The sequence below is a fragment of the Nitrospira sp. genome, from assembly GCA_015709715.1.
Lineage (GTDB): Bacteria > Nitrospirota > Nitrospiria > Nitrospirales > Nitrospiraceae > Nitrospira_A.
In genome coordinates this window covers 486328-506007 of record CP054184.1, presented here as the reverse complement: position 1 = coordinate 506007, position 19680 = coordinate 486328, and the positions used below count along the sequence as shown (strand labels likewise).

Annotated in this window: 21 protein-coding genes; 8 read left to right on the top strand and 13 right to left on the bottom strand. The window is 61.4% G+C overall.

Features of this window, described 5'->3' with window-relative positions; translation table 11 throughout:
- Positions 1-39: 39 nt before the first annotated feature.
- The 3 genes from HRU82_02355 to HRU82_02345 form a co-directional block, all read right to left on the bottom strand.
- Positions 40-2082: a hypothetical protein gene (locus HRU82_02355; GenBank protein ID QOJ33859.1), complete on the bottom strand. Its 2043-nt coding sequence runs from the start codon at positions 2080-2082 to the stop codon at positions 40-42.
- A gap of 80 nt (positions 2083-2162) precedes the next feature.
- Positions 2163-3650: a trehalose-6-phosphate synthase gene (locus HRU82_02350; protein QOJ33858.1), complete on the bottom strand. Its 1488-nt coding sequence runs from the start codon at positions 3648-3650 to the stop codon at positions 2163-2165.
- Positions 3651-3752: 102 nt separating this feature from the next.
- On the bottom strand, positions 3753-4937 hold the full coding sequence (locus tag HRU82_02345; protein QOJ33857.1) for a class I SAM-dependent RNA methyltransferase: 1185 nt from the start codon (positions 4935-4937) through the stop codon (positions 3753-3755).
- Between the two features lie 29 nt (positions 4938-4966).
- Here HRU82_02345 and HRU82_02340 point away from each other — a divergent pair, with 29 nt between their 5' ends.
- Positions 4967-5509: an NUDIX hydrolase gene (locus HRU82_02340; GenBank protein ID QOJ33856.1), complete on the top strand. Its 543-nt coding sequence runs from the start codon at positions 4967-4969 to the stop codon at positions 5507-5509.
- A gap of 89 nt (positions 5510-5598) precedes the next feature.
- On the opposite strand, the gene HRU82_02335 is transcribed toward HRU82_02340, so the two are convergent.
- From HRU82_02335 to HRU82_02325, 3 genes are read right to left on the bottom strand one after another with little or no spacing between them, the layout of a single operon-like run.
- Complete coding sequence (locus HRU82_02335) at positions 5599-5907, bottom strand: hypothetical protein (GenBank protein ID QOJ33855.1); 309 nt, start codon at positions 5905-5907, stop codon at positions 5599-5601.
- Positions 5901-6179: a hypothetical protein gene (locus HRU82_02330; GenBank protein ID QOJ33854.1), complete on the bottom strand. Its 279-nt coding sequence runs from the start codon at positions 6177-6179 to the stop codon at positions 5901-5903. The genes HRU82_02335 and HRU82_02330 overlap by 7 nt, the downstream gene beginning before the upstream one ends.
- 3 nt (positions 6180-6182) lie before the next feature.
- Positions 6183-6398 carry a hypothetical protein gene (locus HRU82_02325; protein ID QOJ33853.1) on the bottom strand — a complete coding sequence of 72 codons (216 nt, stop codon included), beginning with the start codon at positions 6396-6398 and terminating at the stop codon, positions 6183-6185.
- A gap of 178 nt (positions 6399-6576) precedes the next feature.
- Here HRU82_02325 and HRU82_02320 point away from each other — a divergent pair, with 178 nt between their 5' ends.
- Positions 6577-8730, top strand: a complete 2154-nt coding sequence (locus HRU82_02320) for a PAS domain-containing protein (protein ID QOJ33852.1) — start codon at positions 6577-6579, stop codon at positions 8728-8730.
- 53 nt (positions 8731-8783) lie between these two features.
- Positions 8784-9503, top strand: coding sequence for an SDR family oxidoreductase (locus HRU82_02315; GenBank protein ID QOJ33851.1), 720 nt, complete (start codon positions 8784-8786; stop codon positions 9501-9503).
- A 5-nt stretch (positions 9504-9508) separates the two neighbouring features.
- On the opposite strand, the gene HRU82_02310 is transcribed toward HRU82_02315, so the two are convergent.
- Together HRU82_02310 and HRU82_02305 are read right to left on the bottom strand one after the other, a co-directional pair.
- Positions 9509-10126: an acetate uptake transporter gene (locus HRU82_02310; protein ID QOJ33850.1), complete on the bottom strand. Its 618-nt coding sequence runs from the start codon at positions 10124-10126 to the stop codon at positions 9509-9511.
- Positions 10127-10239: 113 nt separating this feature from the next.
- Complete coding sequence (locus HRU82_02305; GenBank protein QOJ33849.1) at positions 10240-10524, bottom strand: PilZ domain-containing protein; 285 nt, start codon at positions 10522-10524, stop codon at positions 10240-10242.
- A gap of 298 nt (positions 10525-10822) precedes the next feature.
- On the opposite strand from HRU82_02305, the gene HRU82_02300 reads away from it, so the two are divergent.
- From HRU82_02300 to HRU82_02285, 4 genes are all read left to right on the top strand, one after another.
- On the top strand, positions 10823-11188 hold the full coding sequence (locus tag HRU82_02300; GenBank protein ID QOJ33848.1) for a hypothetical protein: 366 nt from the start codon (positions 10823-10825) through the stop codon (positions 11186-11188).
- 143 nt (positions 11189-11331) lie between these two features.
- Positions 11332-12054, top strand: a complete 723-nt coding sequence (locus HRU82_02295; protein ID QOJ33847.1) for an A/G-specific adenine glycosylase — start codon at positions 11332-11334, stop codon at positions 12052-12054.
- Positions 12055-12114: 60 nt separating this feature from the next.
- The gene (locus HRU82_02290; GenBank protein QOJ33846.1) at positions 12115-12510 is read left to right on the top strand and encodes a (deoxy)nucleoside triphosphate pyrophosphohydrolase; all 396 of its coding nucleotides are present in this window, start codon (positions 12115-12117) and stop codon (positions 12508-12510) included.
- Positions 12511-12516: 6 nt separating this feature from the next.
- Positions 12517-13233 (top strand): ribonuclease H-like domain-containing protein, encoded by a 717-nt coding sequence (locus HRU82_02285; protein ID QOJ33845.1) that lies wholly within the window; start codon positions 12517-12519, stop codon positions 13231-13233.
- A gap of 19 nt (positions 13234-13252) precedes the next feature.
- Here HRU82_02285 and HRU82_02280 read toward each other — a convergent pair whose 3' ends face one another.
- From HRU82_02280 to mtaB, 3 genes are all read right to left on the bottom strand, one after another.
- On the bottom strand, positions 13253-14254 hold the full coding sequence (locus tag HRU82_02280; protein QOJ33844.1) for a hypothetical protein: 1002 nt from the start codon (positions 14252-14254) through the stop codon (positions 13253-13255).
- Positions 14255-14841: 587 nt separating this feature from the next.
- A complete protein-coding gene (gene miaB, locus HRU82_02275) occupies positions 14842-16188 on the bottom strand; it encodes a tRNA (N6-isopentenyl adenosine(37)-C2)-methylthiotransferase MiaB (protein QOJ33843.1) in 1347 nt (448 codons plus the stop codon).
- Positions 16185-17531, bottom strand: a complete 1347-nt coding sequence (mtaB, locus tag HRU82_02270; GenBank protein QOJ33842.1) for a tRNA (N(6)-L-threonylcarbamoyladenosine(37)-C(2))-methylthiotransferase MtaB — start codon at positions 17529-17531, stop codon at positions 16185-16187. Before mtaB ends, miaB begins: the two co-directional genes overlap by 4 nt.
- A 145-nt stretch (positions 17532-17676) precedes the next feature.
- Here mtaB and HRU82_02265 point away from each other — a divergent pair, with 145 nt between their 5' ends.
- Complete coding sequence (locus HRU82_02265) at positions 17677-18081, top strand: hypothetical protein (GenBank protein ID QOJ37085.1); 405 nt, start codon at positions 17677-17679, stop codon at positions 18079-18081.
- A gap of 51 nt (positions 18082-18132) precedes the next feature.
- Here HRU82_02265 and HRU82_02260 read toward each other — a convergent pair whose 3' ends face one another.
- Together HRU82_02260 and HRU82_02255 are read right to left on the bottom strand one after the other, a co-directional pair.
- Entirely contained in the window at positions 18133-18996 is an 864-nt protein-coding gene (locus tag HRU82_02260) for a universal stress protein (protein QOJ33841.1), read from the bottom strand.
- Positions 18993-19679, bottom strand: a complete 687-nt coding sequence (locus HRU82_02255) for a dienelactone hydrolase family protein (protein ID QOJ33840.1) — start codon at positions 19677-19679, stop codon at positions 18993-18995. Before HRU82_02255 ends, HRU82_02260 begins: the two co-directional genes overlap by 4 nt.
- Position 19680: the final 1 nt, after the last annotated feature.

Below are 19680 nucleotides of genomic sequence, written 5' to 3'. Positions count from 1 at the left end.
ACGGAGAAGAGGGAGTCAAGCGTGCTGCCCGATCGTCGGCTACCGGTCGACAAAGAGGCTGCCCATATTTTCCAAATAGGTCTTGTGGTTGAGCCGTTCCGGATGCAGGCCATCGGCCGGAGGAGGGACCGAAGAATAGTCGTCTCGCCCTTCCAAGTCGAAGAAGGCCCCCACGCTCGTGTCGGCGCCGTAGCCTAATCCGCGGCTGACGGCATATTGATCCGCGCCGCCTTGCTCGATGAAGAGGCCCCACCCGCCAAGGTCGGCCATACCCAATCCGCTTGAGGCGGGGAGGTCGTAAAAGTCGCTGTCGTGGCCGCCGTCGACGGCCAAGGCGACGCTCCCGTCCCAGGCCGACCCTCCATTGTAGTAGGGGCCCTTGGAGCGGTAACGATCCTTGCCCTGGTAATCGACCGTCAGCCCCACGCCGAAATGGGCGGCGGTTCCCTGTCCATAACGGGCCGCCTGGTGTTCGTCATCCCCCGCGAGGTCGAGCTTCACGCCGAGGCCGAAAAAATACCCGTGGCCTTGGGAGAAGTTCGCGCTCCGATACCGGTCGTTGCCGTCTGCGTCGATGAGCAGCCCCCATCCTCCGGCGAGACTCTGCGCGCGGTGCGCCTGGTTCTTGCTGAAGAGGCGCAGACCGGCTCCGGTGCCCAGTCCGAAGCAATCGTATTGAAAGGCGGGGTCTTGCGGTTGGGCGTTCGGCGCATCAGTCGCGTTGTAGGCGCTCGGGTATCGCCCGCCGCAGTCATAGCTATCGTTCCCCGCTACATCGATCAAGGCGCCCACCCCCAGCGGTCCGCCGAATCCCAACGCATACCCGAAACTCTGATAGTGGTCGTCCCCGGCGCGATCCACGAGCAGGCCGAACCCGCCGAACGAGGCCCCTTGCGTGAAGCGGCTGCCTTCGTAGACATCGTGCCCTTCTCCATCATACAGCAACCCGAGTCCGGCCAATCCGACGCCGCCGGTGCCGGGCGCGAGGCGATAGGTGTCATCGCCGCTCTGGTCGATGACGAGCCCGACGCCCAGCCGCCCTGTGGCGAAGCCAAGCGACAGGGGTTCGTAGAGGTCGTTGCCCGCGAGGTCGATGACCACGCCGTTCCCGATGTCGCTATTGGCGCTGGCTCCGATCACGCCGCGATAGCTGTCGTTGCCGCCCAGATCGATGATCAAGGCCGCACCTTGATCGAGGTCATAACTGTTGGGACCCCGTCCGCCCACGATCAGCCAGCCGTAAGCGGTTTGCTCTGCCAGCAAGATCTCCCCGGTGACGCCGGGCGGCGCGTGGCTGATCGGTTTGCGGTTCTGGAAGGCGATCTCAAGCTGGCGCAAGAATTTTCTGTTCCCGAAGCGCGCCAATCGCTGAGCGGCGGTAATGAGGGCAGCGTAGTCCACCTGTTGCATCAACAGCGCGGCGAACTTGCCGGCGACCTCTACGTCGGACAGTTGGTCGGGCGGGGTGATCTGCGGAATGAAGCCCTCGACGAGAGTCCGCGCTTGGCTGAAGAGGAACTCGCGCTCCTGCGGCGACAGGCGGCGCAGGGCCTCCTCGCGGTCGTGGTGGGCTTCCTCCAACACCGTCGTGAGGAATCCCAGTAATTCGTCACGGGCCATGGTAGCGGGAAAGGTGCGGGGCGTGAAGGGCGTACCGGTCCGACCCATTTCATTTTCGAGAATGTCGACGAGCGCCGGCAGTCCCTCGACTCCCGACTCCGCCGCGGCCACGGCCAGGAGCGCTGCTCCCTCGACCTCGGACAGTCCCGCCCACGGGTCAGCGAGTATTCGTGTCACGGCGCCGCGTTTAAATTTTGCTACCTTATTGCTCTGATTGCTCAGGCTGGTTCGCAAGGCCGGAAGTCGAGCCGGTAAGTTGTCGCGGAGATCCGTCTCGATCTGCGCCGCCAGGTTCGGAATGAGAGGTGGCTGCTGAGAGTCAGCCGAGGGCTCCGAAGATGAGGCCTGCGGCCAGGGACCAAGGTGCGTGCAGCCGCTGATGCCCAGCCACAGGCCAAACATCGTCAGAATGAGACGCCACACCCGGCAGTCAGGGGTCGGAGCTTGTCGCATGGCTTTCATGAGTACTTGGGATCAGGGACGCACCGGCCTTCTCGGACCGGTTACAGAATAGTGGGATGGTCGTCCTGTGGCAAGAGCCCTCAGTTTCGCAAACAATCGTCGGCCCAGGCGCGAAGATCATGGGCGGCCAGGTAGGCGCGCATGCGATGCATGCGGGTATGGCGTTCGCCGGGCGGCATTTCCAAGGCGTCGCGGATCGCTTCGGCCACGCCTTCATGGTCATAGGGATTAATGACCAAGGCATCGCTCAACTCTTCCGCCGCGCCGGCCATGTGGCTCACGAGCAGCACACCCTGTTCTTCGACCTGACAAGCGACATATTCCTTGGCGACGAGGTTCATGCCGTCGTACACAGAGCTGACCAAGGCCAAGTCGGCCATCCGGTAGTAGGCAGCGAGCGTCTCGCGCCCGATCTGGCCTTCGCGGAATTCGATGGGCCGCCACCGCGTCGCCTGGGGGCTGCCTGCACCCGTGATCCGTCCGTAGCGCCGATTGATGTCGTCCACCGTGTCGCGGAGCTGTTCCCGATAGCGACGGTAGGTGTCCACGTCGCTCCTGGTTGGAATGGCGATCTGGATGAAAGTGAAGGCGCCGCGATAATGGGGGTTCTGCCGGAAGAAGGCGTCGATGGCCCAACAGCGCTTGAGCAGGCCCTTCGTATAGTCGAGCCGGTCGACGCCCAGGCCGATGCGGGTCTCGCGCCGGAACAGGTGCAGAGCACGCAAGGCGTCCATGGAGCGGGCGACGCGGGGCGACTGCGCAAGGTCGGAGAGTTCTGCGAAGTCCACGCTGATCGGTCTGGCGACCAGGCGGGTGACATGGTCCTTGTAGTCGATCGTGTCCTGGCCGATGATGAGGTCGGATGAGAGAAACTCTCGGGCGCATGAGACGAACCCACGCAGGTACTGGCTGGTTTGGAACATCAGCACGTCGGCGGCCAGGAGCGACTCGATCACTTCGCGCCGCTCCGGAAGAATGCGGAACACGTCGGGACCGGGCCAGGGCGTATGCCAGAACAGGGCGACGGGCTGCTCGGGCCGTGACGCCTTGATGAGGCCGGGCAGCAGGGCGAGGTGAAAGTCGTGTACCCAGACGAAACCGGAACGTTCCTGTACCTCGGCGAGCACGGCCTCTGCAAACCGGGCGTTCAGCGCCTGATAGGCGTGCCAGTAGGCCCTCCGATAGGCCAGGCGATCGAGCGTAACATGGCAGAGCGGCCACAGGACTTGAGTGGCGTACCCCTGGTAGCCACCCTTGATCTCATTGGGCTGGAGCCAGACCCGGCGAAGCCGATAACTCGGGTGGTCGGGCGGGACGGCCATGGCCATGTCGGCGTCCACAACGTCCTGGTCGGATTTGCCGCTGCCCCAGGCGATCCAGGTTCCGCCCAGACGCCGCATCATGGGATCGAGCGCCGACGTCAGGCCGCCGGCCGTTCGCTCCCACACGAGGTGATCCTTCACCGTTCGATGTTCATAGGGTTCGCGGTTGGAGACAACGATCAGGTATGGGAACGGAGGGCCTGGATGCGGCTGCAAGGCTTCGAGGGGAGTAGGGGACTCGTTCATAACCTCGACCATCAGAGTTCGTGGGTGAACGGGGCCGACCTTCTCTATCCACCATAGGAGTCTCGCGGAATGAAGTCAATGCCGGATCGGGGAGGATACTGTTTACGGCGTGGACGGTTGTCGATCGTGCGGACGAGGTTTTCGATGGCTTCCGGCCACCATGCGGAACTCGAACAGGCGGCATTCGATGGCGCCGTTGAAGAGTGGAACACGGCGCGAGGGTGCTAACCGTAGGAGACCGGGGAGTTTCAAGTCGGCGGTGAAGATCTGGACGGTCCAGCCGGCGAAGTGTCGCTTCAAGTGATCGCCGAATTGCGGGTAGAACCGGTGCAAGGTTTCTTGGTCGCCCATGCGGTGGCCGTAGGGAGGATTGGTGAGGAGCAGGCCGCTGTCGGCCGGGGGCAGCAGGTCGAGCACATCCCCGCAGCGAAGGGTCACGACGTCGCCGCAGCCTGCCATGGCAAGGTTGGTACGGATCGAAGCAAGAGCCTGTTCACTGCGATCGGCGGCATGGAGCAGGCCGATCGATGCAGGCCGCTCGCCCACCTTGGCGGCCTCGCGCATCTCCTGGAACTGCTGTGGATCGAAGCGACGAATCCGTTCGCAGGCAAAGCGTCGATCGATACCAGGCGCGATGCGTCGAGCCATCAGGGCCGCTTCGATGACGAACGTGCCGCTGCCGCACATGGGGTCGTACAGGGGCATCTCCGGCGTCCAGCGGGCCAGGCGCAAAATGCCGGCGGCCAGGTTCTCCCTGATGGGGGCCTCGCCGGTCGAGCGGCGCCAGCCCCGTTTAAACAGGGGGTCGCCGGAGGTGTCGAGATAGAGGCTGCAGGTGTCGCGGTCGAGGAAGGCGGCGATCAGATGGTCCGGGGCATGGGTGTCCACCGAAGGTCGTGTTCCACACGCGCGTTGGAAACGGTCACAGACCGCATCCTTCACCCGCAAGGTCACGAAGTCCAAGCTCCTGAGCGGACAGTGCTGCGCGCTCACCTTGACCTTGATGGTGGATTGCGGCGGAAACCAATCGTCCCACCGCACCGCCAGGGCCGCGTCGTAAATGTCCTGTTCGCAGCGATAGGGGGTCTCCGAGAGACGCAAGAGCACACGGCTTGCGATGCGACTGTGCAGGTTGACGCGGTAACAGAGCGCGGCCGTGCCTTGGAAATGGACCCCCCCGGTCGTCGCGTGGATGGCCGACGCATCCAACTCCGTCAGTTCCTCCGCCAGGACCGTTTCGAGTCCTCGCGGACAGGGTGTAAAAAGATCGTAATTTGTGCTATCCATGCGTTCAGCCGTGCTGATCGGGGGCCGTTATGAAATTCTGCAGCGAATGTGGAGCGGGGTTATCCAAGAAAATCCCGCCCGGTGACAATCTGCCGCGGTTCGTGTGTGAGACCTGCCAGGCCATCCACTACCAGAATCCGAAGATCGTCGCGGGCTGCATCCCGGAATGGGAAGACAAGATCCTGCTCTGTCGCCGCGCCATCGAACCGCGCACCGGACATTGGACGTTTCCCGCCGGTTTCATGGAAATCGGGGAGAGCACCGAGCAGGCCGCCATCCGCGAAACCTTCGAAGAGGCTCATGCCGACGTGGAGATCACCTCGCTCTATGCCGTGCTGAGCCTGCCCAGAATCAGCCAGGTCCATATGGTCTTCCGCGGCAGCATGCTGAGGCCGGAATTCAAGGCCGGCACCGAGAGCCTTGAGGTGCAGTTGTTTGCACTCAAGGACATTCCCTGGGACGATCTGGCCTTCCCCGTGATTCATGAAGCCCTCGAACGTTACGTCGCCGATGTGGCCCGTGGCACCTTCTCCATGCATTTGGGCAGCGTCTTCCCCAGGATGAAGTCCTAAACGGGCCTGAAGCGTACAGCGTGAAGGGAAAACGTGATAGGCCCTGTCGCGGCGCAAGAACAAATCCGGCGGCTGTTTCCGCATCCCGGCTAGTTCCTGCCGGGCATGATGAGGCCCAGGTCGTTCGCCGGCGGGTGCACGAAAGAAAATCCTCCGCCTTCCCGGTAATCCACCGTCAAGCCGTTCGTGCGGGAGACGCTCCGCCGTTCCACGGCCACCGTTAAGCCGCCCACCTCCTGCACCTCATCCTGTTCCTGCGCGGCCGACTCCAGAGTGATGGACAGGGACAGGCGCGTGTCGTCCACGTCGCGCAACGTGATCCGCACGACCGGGTCTTGAGGATGTTCCTCCACCAGCTGACGCAACCGTTCAATGGCGGCCCAGGTGAGATTCAGCATGGGCGGGCCTGCGCGGGCTTGGGCGGCGCGTGGTGGATGTAGTGAATGTCGACCAGGCAGTCGGCTCGGTCGATGGAGTAAAAGATGCGCCAGTCGCCGACCGCATATTTATGGATGCCCGGCAGGTCTGCGGCGACCGGCTCGTGGCGCAGGTTGTCCACGTTAGAGGCAAGCCATTTCGTCTTGTCAAAGAGCCGTTGCGCTATAACGGGATCGGCGGCGCTCAGATCGGAGACCACTCCCGGGCGGAAGGCGAGGCGAAACCAGGGCATGGGTCACCAGCGCAGGCCGAGCTTCTCGGCCACCTCGTCACCCGTGATGCGCTCGGTCGAAGCCAGCGACTGTTTGAGCCGTTCACGGACCGATTCACCCAGCGGCGCGCCCAGATCAGGATCGCCGAGCAGGGTGCGCAGCCGATCGTCGACGATGCCTTCGACCAACTGTTTCAATTCAGCCGGACTGAGATTGGAGATTGTGGTGGGGTCTGTCATGGGTTCCTCGCAAATAAGGGGCAGAGCATACGGCGCTCAGGCATTCAATGCAAGCGCGGTGGCGAGATTTTTCTCTCCTCTACCCTTAAGGTGATGACCTCGGTATAATGCCCCTACGGAAAGGGGGGCTGTTGGTGCGACGTCCCGTTCGGTCACCGTTGAGGGATCGCAGATAGGTATGACGCCGCTGCTGGTCCGGTTTGCCCCCCGAAGCCTCTGGCATTTCATCTGGGGCTCGGTCCTGCTCTCCTGCCTCCTGAGTCTCCTCCTCAGTTATCTCATTCACGATCGAATCACCTGGGACTATCCCCTCACGGCTTTTGTGATCTCGCTTGCCGTCTCCACGTTGGTCGTCTCGCTCATTGCCCGTCTACGCGATCTCGAACGGGCGCTGGCGGAGTCGTCGCACGGACAAGCTGCGGCAATCTCGGACAAGGACAAAGCCGAAGCGGCGCTACACCGGAGCGAAGCCCGTTTTCGCGGGTTCATGGACCAGGGGCCGACGGTCGCTTGGATGAAGGACGAGATAGGCCGGCATGTGTATATCAACGGCGTGTTCGCTCGCCGGTTTGCGCTGGACCCCGAGCAGAGTCGCGGAAAGACGGACGCCGAGTTGTTCCCGCCCGACGTCGCGACGCAGTTGCGGGATCACGACCGGTTGGTGTTGTCGGAAGGTCGGTCCCGAGAGTTTATGGAGGTGGTGCCGGGCCTGGACGGCAGGATGCAGCACTGGTGGTCCTGGAAGTTTCCTTTTGTGGATGATGAGGGGAATCAGTACGTCGGCGGAGTCGCGATCGATGTCACGGAACGCCGGCGTATCGAGGCGGCGTTGCAGGCCAGCGAGGAGCGCCTCCGGTTAGCGCTGGACGCCGCGCAACTCGGTATCTGGGATTGGAATATCCAGACCAATGAGGTGCAGTGGGCCGGCAACGTCCATACCATCTTCGGTGTGACTCCTGAAACCTTTGCCGGCACGTATGAGGCCTACCTGCAGTTAGTGCATCCTCAGGACTTGGATCGGCTGTTGGCGGCCATCAACCGCTCCATCCAAGGCCAGGATGACTATCGCATCGAGCACCGGATCCTCTGGCCGGACGGAACCCTCCGGTGGGTGGCTTGCCGGGGCGATGTGTTGCGGGACGATGCCGGCCGGCCGCTTCGCATGCTGGGGACCGTGGCGGATGTGACGGCCCGCAAGGAAACGGAGATGCGGTTGGCGGAACGCGAAGCCCATCTACGAGCGATTCTCGACCATAGCCCCGCGCTGATTTTTCTCAAGGATCCGGCAGGACGGTATCTCGACGTCAATCGCCAGTTCGAGCAGACCTTTCACCTCACGAAGGACCATGTCATCGGCCGCACCGATGCCGAACTGTTTGCTCCCGCGCAGGCGGCGGCTTTCCAAGTCAATGATCGCCTGGTGTTGGACGTGAAACGTCCGCTGCGGTTCGAAGAGGTCGTTGCGCATCCGGACGGTGTACGCACCAGCATCGTGCTCAAGTTCCCGCTCCTGACTCCCGATCGGGTGCCCTATGCCATCGGCGGCATCGCCACGGACATCACCGAACGAAAACGCGCCGAGCAGGCGTTGGCCGTGGCGCGCGACCAGGCGATGGAGGCGGCCCGGATCAAAACGGAGTTTCTCGCGACGATGAGTCACGAGATCAGGACCCCGTTGAACGGCGTACTCGGGATGACGGAGCTGCTGCTCGAAACCAGCCTCACGGACGAGCAGCGGGACTTTGTCGGTACGGCCCGTTCCTGCGGGCGACATCTGCTGGCGCTCATCGAAGACATCCTCGACTATTCCACGATCGAAGCCGGGCGCGTGGTGTTGGAATCGCGCGATGTCGATGTCCGGTCGCTGGCGGAAGGCGTGTTGGATCAACTGGCCGAGGGGCTGGGGCCTAAGAGGTTGAAGTTGCTGTGGCAGGTCGATTCCTCAGTGCCGCCGCTCCTCCGAGGGGATCCGGATCGACTGCGGCAGGTGCTGGAAAATCTGTTGAACAATGCGGTGAAATTCACCGCCGAGGGGCAGGTCGGCCTGTATCTGGCCGTCGTGCACGAGACGGAACATGCCGTGCTCCTGCGCGGAGAGGTGACGGATACGGGAATCGGCATCGGTCCGCTCGGTCGTCAGAAACTCTTTCAGCCCTTCAGTCAGGTGGATGGGTCGAGCAGCAGGAACTATTATGGAGGAACCGGATTGGGCCTGGCAATCTGCAAACGGCTCGTCACATTGATGCAGGGAGACATCGGGGTGGAGAGCGACGATCGAGGCAGCCGATTCTGGTTTACCGTGCGACTCGCCAAGCCTTCTTCCTCGACCTGAGCCGATGGAAGTCGGTTTCCATGCAAGGTATAACGACCAGACAGGAGGCTCGCATGGGACGATTGAACGGGAAGGTTGCTGTGGTGACCGGGAGCAGCAGCGGCATCGGCAAGGCCATTGCGCTCCGGTTCGCTGAAGAGGGAGCGACGGTGGTGGTGGCGGCTCGGCGGCTAACGAGGTGCCAAGAAACCGTGACGCAGATTCAGGAGGCGGGGGGAATCGCCCTGGCAATTCAAACTGATATTGCGGATGAGGGGCAGGTCGGGCATCTCTTCAGCGAGACCGTGCGGCGGTATCAGCGGCTGGACATCTTGGTGAACAACGCTGGCATCTTCGGCGGCCGTCGACTGGCCGAAACCAGCACCGAGGCTTTCGACGACGTGATGAAGACCAACGTACGCGGGACCTTTTTCTGCTGCCGCGCCGCCTTCGTGCAGATGAAGCAGCAGGGAGGCGGTCTGATCCTCAACATGTCGAGTGTGGCCGGCGTCCAGGCGTGGACCGGCACCGGGACCTACAGCGCCTCGAAACATGCCGTGATGGCCTTGACCAAGTCCTTGGCTGACGAGGGGCGGGCGTTCGGTATCAAGGTCAGCGCGATTTGCCCCGCCGGGGTGGCCGATGAACTGGTGGACGCTCCGGCTTCAGAACGGGCGCGAAGCGAAAAGATCGATCCCTTCGATATCGCAGAAACGGCTCTCTACCTCGCTTGCCTGGGGCCGCAGGCTACGGTTCAACAGGTGATCGTGGACCGAATCGGCGCCGACTGGTGATGCGGTTATACGACCTTGGCGATGGAGTGCAGGGGCTTCGGCGTGTGGTGCAGCAGCGGGGGGCCGAGCGGTAGGATGGCCTTGCCGATGAAGGCCTGGGTGAGGCTGCCGACTGCATGGTAAAAGGCCATCAAGCCGACGACGATATGGCCCCACCCCGGGAGGAGTTCACTGATGAAGTCCAGTCGCGCAAAGGTCGTGGTCAGAAACGTCAAGGTGATGACGACGTGGAGGGCGCTTAAGGTCAAGTTCCGGTAGGCCGTCAGGAAAATCATGACGCCGGAGAAGACGGCGTAGACCAGGTTGATCGGTGCGTACAGTACTGCGTCGAATTGAAAGGTCGTACTGGCGCTCACCAGCTTGACGGTGCAGAGGGTGACCCAGAGGAACCCATACATCGTCAACGCCGTACCGCCCAATTGCTCGTTGTAGCGGATGTCGGTAATACCGGCCAGGAGTTGCACCACCCCGCCGAAGATAAGGGCGATGACCAGAGCCCCCACCATGTTCTTGTGTGAAATCCAGCCGAGCTGTGCGACGCCCAGCGTCAAGGCTCCCACGGCCAAGCCGAAAAGGCCGATCGCCAATACATCAATCTGTCGACTCTGATTGTCAGGGGTCATATTTCCCTCTGTGAGGTGTGATTCTAGCCATGCCGGTCTCCGGTCGGTGGATGTGCCGGGGGCGGAGCGGGCGACAGCATGCAAAAGTCGCGAGAAAAAGGCAAGAGGGGCTTCTAGGCGCGGCGGTTGACGAAGGCCAGGAGACGTTGCCTTTGCGGCGGTTGGATGGAGAGAAAGTGCAAGCCGCATTCCGAACCTTTGGCCCAGCGCACAGCCGCAAGGTCCACAATGATCGGCAGTTCCGTCGCGCTCAACTCCAGGCGGAGCGAGAGATAGGTGTTGATAGGGGGTGGGTTGGGACAGTCCATACGGCAACCCTCCGCAGACAGATCCAACAGCCGTGCCTCGCCGCTGGCGGTGGAGGTCGGTGACAGGGAGACACGGTAGTGAACCTTCATGCGTGTGACGGGTCGGCGGCCCTGCAGGGATAATATTTTCAAGGCCCCGGCCTTTCTTCCAGAGACATAACACATCGCCGTGACGACTGCGACTAGGATAACGTCTCGGACCATTTGGTATTGGGAGGTTTACTAGGTCATCAGGCTTGACTACGGTCTTCGGCGGGCGTCAAGCTACTTGATGACCCGGAGGCCGTGAGGGGTCCGGGCTGCGATTTCCGCATGACGTCGGCTCACGGCACTCTCGGGGCCTGTCCCGAAAGGGCTGATGTTTCACCGTCACGAAGGAGGTTGCACCATGAGAGCCTTATTTGTCATAGGTCTGGCCTTGTCGACGGGGTTATTCGTTACCGCAACGACCTGGGGCAATCCAGCCATGTTGCCGCAGCATCCAGGTTATCCGATGGGCAAGGCCACGGATCCGGTGAACGGCCAGATGCTTGCCAACGATCCGGGCCGTTCCAATGCGGTCGGAGAGTCCGCGCTCAATCAGGCGGCGGCATTCGATGATCGGCATACCTCGCAACGGCTGCCGATCAACGACCACGATCAGCGTCTGTTGGAGAAACCGGGAGCCGGGTTACTACCGAAAGTGCAAGGCCCCAACATCGTGATCGATCCGCCGGTGAAGGAGGCCACCAAGGTCCAGGCTTCGCCGAAATAGGGAGAAACCAAGTCGGATGTGACGACCGACGCGCAGGGCAGGGCGATGCACCGTGATGCAGGGCCCTGCTCGGCCGCCCTCCATAAGGTTTGATTTTCCGCATTCCCGCCTTCTAGAATGCCGCCACTACATCACGACCGGTTATGCCCACGAAATCCCGCACCACGAAATCGCCCCGCCGTACGACCAAATCGACTCCGTCCTCCGTGCCGCTGGCGCGGGGCGTAAAACAGCGGTTTCAACGCCGTCTGCTGACTTGGTACAAGGAGCATGGGCGAGACCTTCCGTGGCGCAAGACCTCCGATCCCTATCACATCCTCGTGTCCGAAGTGATGCTGCAGCAGACCCAAGTCGATCGGGTCATTCCGAAATACCATGAGTTTCTTGCACGGTATCCGACCTTCGCAGAGTTAGCCGGTGCTCCCGTCGCGGAAGTGAAGCAGACTTGGTATCCGTTGGGGTACAACATACGGCCCGAGCGGTTGCATAGCATCGCTCGGGAAACGGTGGTCCGATACGGCGGGCAGCTGCCGAGCGATCCCGATGAGTTGTTGTCTTTCAAAGGCATCGGACGCTATACGGCCGGCGCGATCCGATCCTTCGCGTTCAACGAAGATGCTCCGATCCTCGATACGAATGTCATCCGTGTGTTACACCGCGTCTTTATCGCGGAGGGTGATCCCAAGGCGAACAAGGCGACTTTGTGGAATCTCTCCGAAGCCTTGATTCCGCGCGGCAAGGGTTATGATTTCAACCAGGCGATCATGGATTTCGGGGCGACGGTTTGCACGGCCCGCGATCCCTATTGTCTGCTCTGTCCCATGAAGACGTTCTGCAAAACCTATCCTTTCAACGGTGGAAAGTAGCGGCGATGCTGTCCGGCGGGCGCTTGGGCGGGAGAAGTCAGCAATCAGACGGGAGTCACTATGCCGGAAACCATCGAGGTTGCGGCCGGATTGATCCTGCAGGGGGGGCGGTACCTTATCACGCGCCGCAAACCGGAAGTGCATCTGGGCGGGCTCTGGGAGTTTCCGGGGGGCAAACGCGAGGCAGGAGAGTCCCTGGCGGCTTGTTTAGCGCGGGAATTGTGGGAGGAATTGCACGTGCGCATTGCCCCTCCGATTCCCTTCCGGGTGGTGCGACATGAATATCCCGAGAAAACGGTGGAACTGCATTTTTTCCGCTGCCGCATCGAGGCAGGCGAGGCGACGGCGGTGGACTGTGCGGAGCTTCGATGGGTCGCTCCTCATGAAATGGCCTCGTTCGAGTTTCCTGCAGCCGACCAAGCCGTTATCGAGGCGCTTCAGCAGGAGGCTTCGTAGGTTACCGTGAAGGTCGTGTTGGATATCGAAACGGTCCAGGCTCCTCGCGAAGAATGGGCAAGGTTGGCCGGTCGCGATCTGGTCTCGGGAGCGGCGGCGTTCGACGAAACCGACGGTGATCTGTTCGCGGTCGGCGAGGCCGAGCACCAGCGGCGGCTCGACGATGAACTCTACGAAAAGTCATCGTTCGACGGGACCTTCAGCCGGATCGTCTGCATCGGGCTCTTGGAATTTTCCGACACCCTCGATCCCCGCGGCGCGACTTCCTGGTATGGAGGTAATGAGCGGGAACTGTTGCGTGCCTTCTGGACCCATGTGGGGCAAATCAGGCCCTCCCTGTTCATCACCCACAACGGGCTCAACTTTGACCTGCCCTTCATCAAGAAGCGATCCATCATCCATCAGATCAAGCCGACGATGGAGATCAATTTGGCCAAGTTTCGGGCCGAACCGGTCTATGACACCATGGCGATCTGGAGCAATTGGGACAATCGCGGCTGGGTCAAGCTGGATGTCCTAGCCAGGGCGTTACAGGTGGAGACCAAGTCGGGGAGTGGATCTCAAGTGGCACAGATGTGGGCGGAGGGGCAGGGGCGGGAAATCGCGCTTTATTGTTTGCAGGATACCTACGTGACCTATGGCTGCTATTGTCGCATGAACTTCCGGCAACCCATCTCACGGGAGGTGGTGCTCTTGAAGCCGGATTTGATCGACGTGGGCTGAGAGGCGTTCTCGCGGATTGTCAGCGGACGGTAATTTCTGCGGTGCGGCGCTTCTCTGGCTTGGGCGGTAGTGATTTCGTCTTCACAGTCCGAAGTTCTCGATCCTTCATCTCGAGCTGCACGCGCATCGACTCCAAATCCTTCCGCAGCGCATCGATCTTGGCATCCTTTCGGGCCATGGCCTGTTTGACTTCCTGTACCTCCTGCAAGGCCTCGTTCAGCCGCTCCGCCTGATCGGCGGGTGCCGGCATGTTCGGCTGCCGGATGGTCGATTGCGACACCGGCAGGACGGCCTTCGCCTGCTGCATTTCGGAGTCGACCTGAATCATGGTGCCCTTCACGGCCGCCGGCGCGCCCTGTGCCAGCGAAGGTTGAACCGCAGCGACCATGGCCGATGACTTATCCTGATTCGAGGCAAAGAGTGTGTAATCGATAGCCAGGGACTTGAGGTGACTGTGGCCCTGCGCGATGGAGGGGAGGGTCTGCTCCACGCGTCCGGCTGATTCCGGGTTCATAGTCACAATGCGCGCCGGTCGCCCCTCACGAAACCACGAGGACTCGATTTTCTCCAGTGAGCCGTCGTGCTCGGTAATGGTGAGAAACAACCGGTCGTCTTTGACATAAAGGGTGCCCGCGGTGGGTGCAGAGCCTGACCCTGCCGATGAGGAGACACGGAACGTGACCACATATTCAGGTTGCGCTTGGGTGAGCGCCTCGGCCAGCAGGGGAGCAAGGTATCGGACGTCCTCATCGCTGAATACGTTCATCGGCTTGCCGCCATCCACGGGCAGTTTGGAAACATCAGTGAGTGTTTCGGCAATCACGACACCACGCAGCAATCCTTCGAGGGTGGCGATATCGATGGTACTGGGGTGTGTGGCTTCAAATTCCCAATCGGCGACTTCCTCCAACCGCACGGAACCCTGTGATTGTGCGGTGGCATGCTGGTGCAGGAGGGACGATGTGGAACAGCCCGTAGCCGCGACTCCGGCAAGGGTCATCAATGAAAGCCCGACAGTCATGCTCTGTGTCAAAGAAACGAAAGAGCCGCGGTTCCGCATAGCATATTCCTTCTCTGGACTGTTCGATGCTGGACGGAGGAGGCGCAGGCGCGGGGACGGATAGGCGATCTTTACCAGATGCCCAAGCCCATCATGACCACTCCCAAGGCCATCCAGCCGAAGACGCCTACGGCGATGATGGTTTCGAGGCTGATGCCACGTTGAGCTTCTTCCGTGCGGATTTGCGATTTGTCCTTATTCATGATGGAAGGTCCTCTGGGCCTGCGGTCGGTACGCGATGGGTCGCTCTAGTTGCCAGATGGGACCTAGCAAGGGCTATGCCCTGTTGTTTTCTTGTTTGATACCAATGTGCAGCTCTTGGTACGACTGGTCGGTGCAGTGGGCTGGGGGAACGTCCCTGGGGTACCGGCGCTGGACTCCATGCCCTAAGCTATTGAAGTTCCAATGTACGGCTGTGAGTCGGCTTCCTCAAAGGCCATGAGATTGAGTGACCCACAATGATGCAGCGACTCATGAGGCGACTGCAGTGATTACGGAATGGGCCGTCAGTCTGACAGAAGTCATGTCTAAAAATTGGCAATCGTTGTTCAAGTGTGGGCAAGGGGGCGAACGAGGCGCCCCATCAAGGCGGCGGCATTGGCCTCGTGGATCGTGATGGGCTGAATGCTACCCACGGTAGCCGGCGCATCGTCCTTATTCCAGATGACCGTAATATTCGTATCGGTCCGACCCATCCATTGATCGGAAGACCGCTTGGAGTCGTTCTCGACCATGACCGGCAGCGTCTGCCCAATCAGGCCCCTGTTGTAACGGGCCGTGATCGGACGTTGCAGGTCCACCAGACGGCTGACGCGTTCACCTTTCACCTCTTCGGGAATGTCATCCGGATATTTCCGAGCGGCGATCGTGTTTTTGCGCTCGGAGTATTTGAACACGTAGGCGGACTGATAGGTGACTTCCTCGACGACTCGATAGGTGTCGAGAAACTCCTCTTCCGTTTCGGAGCAGAACCCACAAATGATGTCGGTGGTCAGGGCGATCCCAGGATGTCGCCGACGGATGAGCCTGACCAGGTCGAGGTACTCCCGGCGGGTATAGGTACGGTTCATGAGATCCAAGATGCGATCGTTTCCGGACTGCAACGGCAAGTGGATGTGTTTGCAGATGTTCGGGTGGCCGGCCACGGCATCCAGCAGGGCGGGCGGAAAATCCTTGGGATGTGGAGACGTAAACCGCACGCGTTGCACGCCCGACACCTCCGCCACCGCGAGGATGAGGCGCGCAAAGTCCCAATCTTCGAAGCGGTATGAGTTGACGTTTTGCCCCAGCAAGGTGATCTGAGAATGGCCGCTTGCCACCGCAGCCTCCACCTCACGCAGCAGTCCCTGCGGATCACGTGACCGTTCGCGCCCTCGCGTGTAGGGGACGACGCAGAAGCTACAAAAGTTATCGCAGCCGCGCATGATGGCGATCCACGCGTTCATCCCTCCGTCACGTTCCGGCAGGACGTCGTCGTAGGTCTCGTACTCAGACAGGTCGACGGCCAGGCCTCGTTGGGCGTGTCCCTGCTCCTCGCTCTCCAGGGCCTTGGCCAGCAGCACGGGGAGTTGACGGTATCCATCCGGACCAACGAGCACATCGACGAGCGGTTGCCGCTCCGTCAACTCTTCCTTGAGGTTCTGCGCCATGCATCCGAGCACGCCGACCACCAGAGGGCGTTGTTCCTTGACGGTCTTGAGCTCCGAGAGATGGCCGAACACCTTATTGTGGGCATTCTCGCGGATGGCGCAGGTGTTCATCAGCATGACGTCGGCTCGTTCTCGGTCTTCGGTGAACTCGAATCCCGCCTTGCGCAGCAGGGATCGCACGAGTTCCGAGTCATACTCGTTCATTTGGCAGCCGAAGGTTTCGATGTGGACTTTATGGGCTTTCATAGGAGTGTCCGTAAAGAAGTCGAAAAACCGGGATCGGCGAGGCGCCCGTAGGCCAGGCCATCCGTGACGCCGGTGATCGTCACATCATGGATGGAGCCTGCTTCGACGAGTCGTGCTGGAACGGCCACTTTCATGAAGTGGCCGCTGGTGCCGGTTCGAAAACCGGCCCGCTCTCCTTGTTCGAACAGGATCGGCAAGGTTTGGCCAAGATAACGTTGGTAGAACTCTACGGTCTTCGCGCGCGAGAGTTCCGCCAGAGCTCTGCTGCGCCGTCGTATCAGGCCGGGAGGAGTCGGGCAGTCGAGGCGGGCCGCCGCTGTGCCGGGCCGCGCGGAATAGCTGAACACATGAAAGTAAGAAAAGGGAAGGCTCGCCACGACTTGCACCGTTCTGGCGAAGGAATCTTCGTCCTCACCGGGAAACCCCACCATCAGGTCCGTTCCGAGCCCGAGATCCGGCATGAGCGCACGAGCATGGTCGACTAAGCGCCTGTATTCTTCGACGTTATAGCGGCGGTTCATCGCCTGCAAAATCGTATCGTCTCCACTTTGGAGCGGAAGGTGCAGATACCGACAGACCTTTGGTGATCCCGCCATGTACTCCAGCAAGTCGAGGGGAACGGTCGTGGGTTCGATGGAAGAAATTCTGATCCGTTCGACGCCTGGCACGCGGTCGAGCGCGCGCAACAGGTCCACCAGCGTCGCGCCCTGGTGGTGGTAGCGGCCGATATTGACGCCGGTAAGCACCAACTCCCGATAGCCGTGGGCGGCCAGTTCCCGTGCTTCACGCAACACGTCTTCCAGGACCCGGCTGCGTTCACGCCCCCGCGCGAAGGGAATGAGGCAGAAGCTGCACATGAAGTCGCACCCGTCTTGGACCTTCAGCAGGGCGCGCGTGGAATCGGAGTAGGCCGTTCCCGGCAGGACGAAGTCTTCGCGGTCGATCGTGCGGCTATGCCGAAGTTCCGCAGCCGGCTGTTTCCGCAATTCGGTCGGTGCCGGCAGATAGTCCGGCAGGTTCATCTTGAACTGCGTGCCGACGATCAAGTCGATACCCGAGACGCTCTGGAGCCGGGAGGCGCCCGTTTGTGCATAGCAGCCGGTGACGGCGACGAAGGCGTGCGGTGAATGACGCAATGTCTTGCGCACCGCGTACCGACAATCCTTTTCGGCGTTTTCCGTGACGGAGCAGGTATTGAGCACAAGGAGATCGGTCTCCTCGCCGTATTCTACGAGCCGGTACCCTTGGCGTTGTAGGCTGTCCGCCAACATCGAGGTTTCCGATTGGCTGAGCCGGCAACCAAGAGTGTGGAACGAGGCGCGCGGTTGGTGCGACGAAAGCATGGGCGGGATTATAAGTGGGAGATTGAGCCATCGGCAAGCCGAGTGCGGGAGGAAAACTCACCGTGCGGCTTGAACAGGTCTCAGGCGGGTGGTAGCATGACCGCAATCGCTTGGGCCCGGGTGTGCGTCGCGCGAGCGAATCATGATGAACCATCGCACCATCACTGCCGTCCTGCTCCTCGCACTGCTGCTCCTCCCGTGGACTGCGGGGTGGCCCAAAGAAAATCTTCCGGTCGAGCCAGACGTCAACAGTCGCGTGGATGAGCTGTATGACCATGAGACCCGTCTGTTCATCATGCTCTATTCCCTCAAAGGCGACGGAAAGGTGGACTACATAACCGGACGATTGGTGCAGGACTATTCACGCAGCAACTATGGGAATCCCGTCTACTACACGGAGCAGTACCCACTCTTCTATTGGTGGAACCACACGATGTGGAATGATCCCGACCAAGACGGGGTGAACGGCAACGAGCGCGTCTACCAGGAAGACGTCGAGTTCGACATCGCCCGCTACAAGCCCTGCCTCTTCAACGGACAGCCCTGCTGAGACCTGTCTCGCTTGTGCTCCGGCCTCTTGCCGATACGTCCCCGGCCGCCGTTACTCGAATACCAGGATCGGACTGGAAGCCTGGTGCAACACCGCATGGGACACGCTGCCCAGAACCATGCGGGTGATACCGCGTCTCCCACGCGAGCCCACCATGATCAAGTCCGTCCCGGCCTTCTCCGCCTCGTGCACGATCGTAGCCGCAGGGCTTCCCAGGAGACTCGCGCTGTGGGTGTGATGTCCGAGCGCACGAACCTTGGTCGCCACATCCTCGACGAAGTCACGCGCATGTCGGAGGGTTTGGGCCTCGAGTTGCTCAGCTGCGGCGTGGTCCACGGGCCAGGGCGGCCGGGTCGGTGGGAGGACGGTCAAGAGGAGGATCTCGACCGGTTTGTGAAAGGGCTGCTTCTCCAGAAACCGGATCGCCGCGTCGGCATCATACTGGCCCTGGATCGGCAGCAGGATTTTGTCCAACGCCCGGAGCGGCTCCTTCACCAAGAGCTTGGCGCAGGGAGCATAACTGAGCACCCGGTGGGCGACACTTCCGAACAACCGCTCAGAGACCGGGCCCAACCCTCTGGCGCCCATGGCGACCAGATCGGCATGGCCGGATTCGGCCATGCTCACGATGATGTCGGCGGGCGAGCCCACTTCCAGCCGCTTCGTGACCGGTCCGCTGTGCGGCGGCAAGAGAGAATGGACGCGGGTCAGGAGCTGCTCGCCATCCTCCTTCATGCTCTCTTCCAACTGGCGGTAGAGGTCCTGTGCGACATCGGACATCATCATCGGGTAGGAGGGCCGAGGCGGGTCGACGACGTGCAGAATCGTCAACTCGTCGGCGCGCCGTAGGTACTTCAAGGCCCGGACGGCTTCATAAGAATGGTCGGAGCCGTCGACGGCAAGAACCAGCTTCATGGTATGGACTCCTTTCGCTCTGTGCGGCTTGCTGTGGGTGAGTCGGCGGCCAAGTGCCGTGTAAACCAACGGAGGGCCTCCTCCGCGACCTGTTCGAGGGTTCCCGGCTCTTCGAACAGGTGCGTGGCGCCGGAAATGATCATGAGTTGCTTGGGGCAGCGTAATCGAACGAGGGCCTCCTGATTCATTCCGATCACCGGCTCGTCATCACCGCCCACCAGGAGCAGCGTCGGCGCCGTGACCCGGCTGAGGTAGGGGCCGGCAAGGTCCGGCCGACCGCCGCGCGAGACGATGGCGCCCACCAGATGCGGCTCGCGCGCGGCAGCTTGAAGGGCGGCCCCGGCGCCGGTGCTCGCACCGAAGTATCCGAGAGGGAGTCCCGCGGTACGGTTCTGTTTCCCCAGCCAGGCCGCTGCGAGGAGCAGCCGGTCGGCAAGCAGATCGATATCGAATACCTTGCGGCGATCGTCCGCCTCATCCGGCTCCAAGAGATCCAAAAGAAGCGTGGAAAAGCCTCCTCGCTGCAGGTGGCGAGCGACGAACTGGTTGCGGGGACTCAATCGTCCGCTGCCGCTGCCATGGGCAAAGGCGACCACGCCCTTGGCCCGGTCGGCCAATCCCAGTAATCCATCCAGCGAGATATCCTTTCCGGCAATTGTCACCTGCTGCGTGTGTGCGTCCATG